This is a genomic window from Actinomadura physcomitrii (assembly GCF_008923205.2).
In the GTDB taxonomy this organism is placed as follows: Bacteria; Actinomycetota; Actinomycetes; order Streptosporangiales; family Streptosporangiaceae; genus Spirillospora; species Spirillospora physcomitrii.
This window is the reverse complement of record NZ_WBMS02000039.1, coordinates 900-7,324: the sequence shown is the minus strand read 5'-3', so window position 1 is coordinate 7,324 and position 6,425 is coordinate 900. Positions and strand designations below refer to the sequence as shown.

Annotated in this window: 9 protein-coding genes; 3 read left to right on the top strand and 6 right to left on the bottom strand. The window is 71.3% G+C overall.

The genetic code is table 11. The features are described 5' to 3' along the window. Positions 1 to 356: 356 nt before the first annotated feature. A complete protein-coding gene (locus F8568_RS35270; protein WP_151597984.1) occupies positions 357 to 1,385 on the bottom strand; it encodes an alpha/beta hydrolase in 1,029 nt (342 codons plus the stop codon). Positions 1,386 to 1,558: 173 nt separating this feature from the next. On the opposite strand from F8568_RS35270, the gene F8568_RS35265 reads away from it, so the two are divergent. Together F8568_RS35265 and F8568_RS35260 are read left to right on the top strand one after the other, a co-directional pair. Beyond that, positions 1,559 to 2,290: an isocitrate lyase/PEP mutase family protein gene (locus F8568_RS35265; RefSeq protein ID WP_151597983.1), complete on the top strand. Its 732-nt coding sequence runs from the start codon at positions 1,559 to 1,561 to the stop codon at positions 2,288 to 2,290. A 118-nt stretch (positions 2,291 to 2,408) separates the two neighbouring features. Beyond that, positions 2,409 to 3,239, top strand: coding sequence for an oxygenase MpaB family protein (locus tag F8568_RS35260; RefSeq protein WP_151597982.1), 831 nt, complete (start codon positions 2,409 to 2,411; stop codon positions 3,237 to 3,239). An 8-nt stretch (positions 3,240 to 3,247) separates the two neighbouring features. Here the strand turns inward: F8568_RS35260 and F8568_RS35255 are convergent, their stop codons facing one another. The 5 genes from F8568_RS35255 to F8568_RS35235 all read right to left on the bottom strand — a co-directional run bounded on the left by F8568_RS35255 (position 3,248) and on the right by F8568_RS35235 (position 5,210). Next, positions 3,248 to 3,595, bottom strand: coding sequence for a VOC family protein (locus F8568_RS35255; protein ID WP_151597981.1), 348 nt, complete (start codon positions 3,593 to 3,595; stop codon positions 3,248 to 3,250). After that, complete coding sequence (locus tag F8568_RS35250; protein ID WP_151597980.1) at positions 3,592 to 4,110, bottom strand: hypothetical protein; 519 nt, start codon at positions 4,108 to 4,110, stop codon at positions 3,592 to 3,594. Before F8568_RS35250 ends, F8568_RS35255 begins: the two co-directional genes overlap by 4 nt. Continuing rightward, the gene (locus F8568_RS35245) at positions 4,088 to 4,405 is read right to left on the bottom strand and encodes a hypothetical protein (protein WP_151597979.1); all 318 of its coding nucleotides are present in this window, start codon (positions 4,403 to 4,405) and stop codon (positions 4,088 to 4,090) included. The genes F8568_RS35250 and F8568_RS35245 overlap by 23 nt, the downstream gene beginning before the upstream one ends. Positions 4,406 to 4,670: 265 nt before the next feature. After that, positions 4,671 to 4,877: a GntR family transcriptional regulator gene (locus F8568_RS35240; protein ID WP_151597978.1), complete on the bottom strand. Its 207-nt coding sequence runs from the start codon at positions 4,875 to 4,877 to the stop codon at positions 4,671 to 4,673. 90 nt (positions 4,878 to 4,967) lie between these two features. Next, the gene (locus tag F8568_RS35235; protein ID WP_151597977.1) at positions 4,968 to 5,210 is read right to left on the bottom strand and encodes a GntR family transcriptional regulator; all 243 of its coding nucleotides are present in this window, start codon (positions 5,208 to 5,210) and stop codon (positions 4,968 to 4,970) included. A gap of 85 nt (positions 5,211 to 5,295) precedes the next feature. On the opposite strand from F8568_RS35235, the gene F8568_RS35230 reads away from it, so the two are divergent. Then, entirely contained in the window at positions 5,296 to 5,604 is a 309-nt protein-coding gene (locus tag F8568_RS35230; RefSeq protein ID WP_151597976.1) for a hypothetical protein, read from the top strand. Positions 5,605 to 6,425: the final 821 nt, after the last annotated feature.

Genomic DNA, 6,425 nt, shown 5'->3' with positions numbered 1-6,425 from the left:
CCGGGGGGGGGGGGCCCGGGGGGCAGGGCCCGTCACCCGGGCCGGCGCGCCCCGCCGGCGGCCGGCCCGGCGCGGGGGCGGCCGGCCACCGGATGCGGGTGGCGCGGATACGGCCGGGCGGGGACGGCCGCATCCGCGAGCGTCCGTCGTCGAAGGCGTCGCGCGGGGGCGGTGCGGACGTTTCTCGGGGGACTGCCCCAAAGGTTCGTGTGAACGAGCGCCGGTGTCAACGAATCCATGGGCCACTGGATTTTCAATCCCGGTGAACGGCCCCTCTGAAAACATTGAAAAACCAGTCAACAGCGGAAACGGCGCGCCCAGGGAGGTGGGCGCGCCGTTTCGCAGGATCGTGGGCGTCAGGGTGCGATGCGCTCGCAAAGCCAGGCGAGCGCGAGCGGGTAGCGGTAGTCGATGCCGCCGTGGCCCGCGTCGAACAGCTCGAAGTGGATCGCGTCGGGGGAGACCCCGGCGTCCAGCAGCGCGCGGTGGAACGCCTCGGCGCCGATGTCCAGGAACCATTCGTCGCGGGTGCCGCCGTCGATCCAGATCGCCCGCTGGGAGCGCATCGCGGCGGCGTGGTCCGGCACCATCCGGACGGGGTCCCAGGCGAGCCAGCGGTCCCAGACGTCCGGGCGCAGGACGCCGGTGACGGGGTCGAACGGCAGTTCCGGCGTGCCGTCGGACCGGGCCGAGTAGCAGACGGCCATGCCGAGGACGTTCAGCAGCTCCATGTCCTCGGGCTTGGTGAACGAGACGCGCGCGTTGAAGTCGTCCCACCAGCGGGTGATGTCGCCGTCGTACTTGCGCAGAAAGCGGACGCACTTCGGGAACTCGGGCAGGTAGCAGTACTCGAACAGGGCGTCGCCGGCGTGGGTGGCGAGCGCGCCGAACAGGTCGGGGCGGAGCATCGGCGTGATCATCGCGCCGTAGCCGCCGCTGGACTTGCCGCTGATCGCCCGGTGCTCCGGCGCGTCGAGCGTGCGGTAGTGGGCGTCCACCCAGGGGACGACCTCGTCGCAGATGTAGGAGTGGTACTTGCCGGTCCCCGGGGAGTCGACGTACTGGCTGCCGCCGTGCGCCGTCCACGCGTCGACGAACACGACGATCGCGGGCGGGGCCTGCCCGGATGCGAACACGGCGTCGGCGGTCTCGGGGAACGGCTGCCGGTACGGCATCCGGTTCCGCCAGATCCCGACGTGCCCGGTGAACCCGGTGATCACGTAGACGGACGGGTAGCGGCGGTCCGGCTCGTCGTCGTAGCCGGGCGGGACGTACACCAGCAGCGGGCGTTCGTGCGGGTCCTTCAGCGGGTTGCCGCGCAGCAGCTCGCTGCTGACGACGTGCTCCTCAAGGCGTCCGGCGAAGTCGGCGGACCACGGCAGCATGCGCACTCCCTCGTGTCACGGGCCACTCGATCATCTCGACGCTAACCCAGTCCCCGGCGTCGCGGTATCCGCGTCCCGCCGGGTGCCGGACGGGCCGGACGGGGCATATGTCACGTAATGCGGCCGGATCCGGTCCCCTTGGTGAATGAGCGAGTGACGAAGGAGAGAGACAGATGACCGAGAATGCCGCCCGGCTGCGCGACCTGCACCGGCCCGGGGACCCGCTGCTGCTGCCGAACGTGTGGGACGCGGCGAGCGCCGAGATCGTCCAGGAGGCCGGCTACCCGGCGCTCGCGACGGCGAGCGCCGCGATCGCCGCGATGCTCGGCTACCCCGACCACGAGGGCGCGCCGGTGGAGGAGATGCTCGCCGCCGCGGGCCGGGTGATCCGCGCCGCGTCCGTCCCGGTGACGGTGGACGCCGAGGCCGGGTACGGGCTGCCGCCCGAGGAACTGGTGGAGCGGCTGCTCGCGATCGGCGCCGCGGGCTGCAACCTGGAGGACACCTACGCGGGGACGCTCGCCGAGCCGGAGAAGCAGGCCGAGTACCTGGCCGCGGTCCGCGCCGCGGCGGGCGACGCCCTGGTGATCAACGCGCGGGCCGACACGTTCGTCGCCGGCGTCGCGGACCCGGTGGACGCCGCGATCGAGCGCGGCCGGCTCTACATCGAGGCGGGCGCGGACTGCGTCTACCCGATCACCGCGCCGCCGGACGCGGTCGCGACGCTGGTCAAGGGCATTCCGGGGCCGGTGAACGTGAACTGCTTCCCGGGCTCGTCGCTGGTCGAGCTCGCCGAGGCGGGCGCCGCGCGCGTGTCGTTCGGCCCGGTGCCGTACATGCGGGCGCTGGACGGGCTGAAGGACTTCGCGGGACGGGTGCTGCGGAAGGAGGACCCGTACGCCTGACGCGGGGCGGGGGCGCCCGGACGGCCGGTGCGGGCTCGCCGGGCGCCCTTGCAAGTGCTTGCTTACAAATGGCACAGTGACACGGAATTCGCTTCTCTGTACCAGGAGTGAGGCCCGGATGACCGCGACCGCCACGTCCACGGAGCGTCCCCCGGAGATAGTCTTCGACGCGATCTCCGGCATGGCCCTGTCCGCCGCCGCCGCGAACGTCGTCATGCAGCTCTCCCGCCTGCCCGTCGGGCACGGCGTCGCCGAGAGCACCGTGGACAGCGGCCGCGTCGACAAGCACCCCCTCAAGCGCGCGCGCACCACCCTCAGCTACATCGCCGTCGCCATGCTCGGCGACGAGGACGAGCGCCTCGCCATGCGCCGCGAGGTCAACCGCGCCCACAAGCACGTCCGCGCGAAGGAGCCCGTCCCCTACAACGCCTTCGACCGCGACCTCCAGCTGTGGGTCGCCGCGTGCCTCTACTGGGGCACCGAGATGATCTACACGATGCTCTACGGCGACCCGGCCCCCGAGCAGATCGACGCCCTCTACCGGCACGGCGCGCGCTTCGGCACCACCCTCCAGATGACCGAGGACATGTGGCCCGCCGACCGCGCCGCGTTCGAGGAGTACTGGACCGAGTCCGTCAAGAGGATCGAGATGGACGACGTCACCCGCCGCTACCTCCGCGACCTCACCGAACTGCGCTTCCTGCCCGCCCCCGTGCACCGGACGCTCGGCCGGCCGCACCGCTTCCTCACCCTCGGATTCCTTCCGGCGCCCTTCCGCGACGAGCTCGGCTACCCGTGGACGCCCCGCGACCAGGCCCGCTTCGACCGGTTCGTCCGGCTGATGGCGCTCGCCAACCGCGCCATGCCGCGGCCCCTCCGCGAGTTCCCCTTCAACGCCTACCTGTGGGACGTCCGCCGCCGCATCAGGAAGAACCGTCCGATCGTCTGACCCCCGCGTCAGCGGTGCGCGACGACGTTGATCATGCGGCCGTCCGGGTCGCGGACGAAGAACCGCCGCACGCCCCACTCCTCGTCCTGCAGCGGATGCACGATCTCCGCGCCCCGCTCCCGCATCGCCGCGTAGGCCGCGTCGACGTCGTCGACCTCCACGCTGATGTCCGGGTCGACAGGGGCCGACTTGTCCGCGGTGATGAAGTTGATCTGCGCGCTCGGGACGTCGGGGGAGGCGAGCGTCATGACCCACCCGATGTCCATGACCTCCTCGAACCCGAGCAGGCCGTAGAACTCGCGGTTCTTCCCGGCGGCATCGGAACGGACATTGGGCACGACGCGGCGAACGGTCATCGAGCGGCTCCAGGTGAAGTCGAGGTCTCCGGCACGACGCTACGCGGCCAGGACGCCCCGGTCTTGGACGAATGGGAGCTGGGCACCGGGACGACGACGGACTTGAGCCCCCGCACCTGCCCCCACGGGATCCTGCCGCCCCCGACGACGATGCCGTCCGGAGCCAGCTGCGCGGGACCGAAGGAGAAAGCCTCGCCGCGGCCGAGCGCCGCCCGCGCCCGTCCCATGAGGAAGGCGTTGTAGCGCTCGCGGACCGCCAGGCCGACCGCCGTCAGCGCCGGCGTCCGGCCGGCGCCGAGATCATTGATGCTCAGGTGCGGCAGCCCGTCCTGCGAGAGCTGGAAACCGTACTCGACGGTCGTCGCCCCGACCACCCCCGCCCGGTGCTCCCGCTCGCCGCGGACGAGCAGCATCCGCGTGACCTTCGGCCACTCGTACACCCGCAGTTCCTGCTCGCCGTCGCGACGCCGCAGGCCCCAGACGACACCGCCCTCATGCACCCGGACGATCTGCACGCCGTCCCCGCCCAGCCGTCGCCGGCGCGCGATGACCCGGTCCGGACCGCACCACCAGGAACCCGGCGGCCACCACCACCGCCACGATCAGCACCTTGATCAGAGTCGAGTAGCTCCCGATCAGCAGCACCGGCACCGCGATGACCACGCAGGCGACGGCCAGGCAACCGAGATCCACGAACCCGGTCGGCTCCGTCAGCGGCAGCGACGCCCGGACGTCCTCGGCGCCCGGCCCGTGCCGGTCCCGCGCCTCGTCCATCGCCGCCACCAGGGCGCCTTCCAGCGCTTCGCTCACACCGCTCCTCCCCCCCGACACCGCGCCATATGGTGGCCGCCACCGCTTACAAACCGCTTACACAGCGGATTCGCCGGGACCTCGCGTTCGTCCCGCCGTGCCCCAGACGTCCTGTGAACGCTTACCGCCCGGCCCCGCGCCCGCCGCCCGGCCCCGCGCCCGCCTCCCTTGCGTGCCCCGCGGGCGGGACGCTCCGCCGCGACCTCAGCGACCTGACGGCGTTCACCCGCGCGGGCCTGGGCTCGCCTGAACACTCGAGCCGGCGTCACTGCTGGTCTAGCTCGGCGACGGACGTCCCGCGACCTATCACCGTCACGATCAGCCCGCGCTCGCGTAGCTCCTGCGCGGCGCGGCGGACCGTCAGATATGCGACGCCGTACTCTACGGCGAGGTCCCGTTCCGCGGGGAGCCGCGCACCGGGCCGCAACTCGCCCGCCTCGATACGGGCCGCGATGTGGTTCGCAACCTGCATCTACACGCACACCGGAGCTCCCGGGGCCAACTCGGCGGCGGCACCGACCGGCGCCACTCGCGCGATCTGGAGGAGAAGGCCTCGCCGTGGTCAGTCGTTCTCGGGCGGCTTGACGAACGTGCCGCGCCCCGGTGACGTCACGACCAGGCCCTCGGCCTTGAGCGCGTCGATCGCTTTGCGAATCGTCTTCGGATTCAGCCCGTACTCCTGCTCCATCACGACCAGTGATGGCAGGCGCTTGCCGGGTGCGTACTCCCCGTTCTCGATCTTGCCGCGCAGGATGGCGACCAGCTGGAGGTAAGGCGCGGTCAGATCGTCCGGGTCGATGGACATGATCGAAACGCTATCGACCATGGAAAACCCTTCCAAGGTAGGGAAGGCCATGGCACACCATGGTGTGGTTACGTATGGTGATGGAATGACTACTTCAATCCCCCATGCCAGTGCGTTCGCGCGGCTCGGTGCGTTGATGAACCGGCTGGACGTGTACCGGCTGGACATCAGGATCAGCAGGGACGGTCTGCGGGTGACGAACCCGTTCGCGGACGGGTGCTGCGACGACGCGCCGGAGCCCGGGGACACGATCACGTGCCGTCCGCGCGAGGACGACGGCGGACGGCTGTGGTTCTTCCACTCGTGGGGCGAGCCCATCGCGGAGGCGGACCGCGTAGTCGACGCGGCGCTGGCCATCGCCGCGACACTCGGCGCCGTGCACGGAGCAGGCTGAAAAGCGAATGACTCGGGGGGAGAGGAACCCGCCCGGGTTGACGCGCACGGGACCGGCGCATTCCTACATGCCTCGTCGCGGAGATCTAAGGGCCGCCGTTCTCAAGACCCGAGCTGGACGCGTCCTTCACTGAGGAGGCCGGAGCGGGCGCTGGGCCTGCGGCGGCGCGGACTGGACGTCGACGGCGTCGACTCGTCCGCCAACAAGCTGGAGCGGCTCGACGGCCAGGCGGACGTTCCGGGTCTCGTAGACACGGTGTTCCACCAGCGCATCAAGCGCCTGGAGATGCCTCGCGGGTACGGGGCGGCCTTCCATGCCAGGTCGACCTTCACCCTCCTCCCGGACGACGCGTCGGCCCTGGCGTGCTACGAGATCCGTGTGTGCCCCCGTTCGTACTGCGGTCGCCCCTGGCGGAGACATTGGCCGTGTGCGCGCGGCGGTGGCCTCGGACGGGGCCGACCTCCGGGTGCGTGCAATGCGACGAGCGTGCGGACGCAGACGACCCTGCTGCGGTACGAGCGCCGTTGCGGTGCGGGTGGGTCGTCGTGAACCTGCACTGGTGCTCACGGTGCTCCAGCGGTGGATGAGGTCACCGAGCCGGCCGTCCGCTCCCACGTCGTGGGGTGAGCGGCATCGCCCAACGCGTTCGAGCTGTTGACGCCGTTGCGCACGTTGCTTGTAGAAGCGAAGGGGCGATGCGAGGACGAAGCAGTGCCCTGGGTGTGGCGCATCAGGCGCGTCGGTGGGAGGGGTGTTCGGGTGGTGGGGTGGCGCTTGCGTACGGGGCCGGTGTTGGGGGCAGGCTCCGCCTGCCTCGCCCC